Source organism: Streptomyces sp. Ru71 (assembly GCF_002920535.1).
In the GTDB taxonomy this organism is placed as follows: Bacteria; Actinomycetota; Actinomycetes; order Streptomycetales; family Streptomycetaceae; genus Streptomyces.
The window spans coordinates 1-318 of the sequence record NZ_PQSS01000188.1 but is presented as its reverse complement, the minus strand read 5'-3'; the positions used below and the strand labels follow the sequence as shown (position 1 = coordinate 318).

At 50.3% G+C, this 318-nt stretch carries 1 protein-coding gene; it reads right to left on the bottom strand.

Translation table 11 applies throughout. The features are described from left to right. Positions 1-106: 106 nt before the first annotated feature. Positions 107-318: peptide-methionine (S)-S-oxide reductase (locus C3489_RS38165; protein ID WP_181140006.1), on the bottom strand; the 212-nt coding region annotated here is incomplete at its 5' end.

Below are 318 nucleotides of genomic sequence, written 5' to 3'. Positions count from 1 at the left end.
CAATATATTGAATTTGCACGATTTTGTAGGCCGGATAAGGCGTTCACGCCGCATCCGGCATAAACAAAGCGCACTTTATCAACAATCTACATTTGTACCCGTAACGCTATGCTTCCGGTGGCAGACAGACGCCAATTCCGCCAATTCCACAGTAACCATACGGGTTTTTATGCAGATATTGCTGGTGGTCATCTTCGGCATAATAAAACGGTGTGGCGTTAGCGATTTCCGTGGTGATGTGACGATCATCATCGGCGGCAAGCATCGCCGCCTGAAAACGTTCCAGACTGGCGCGAGCTGCGGCATCCTGTTCTGGGG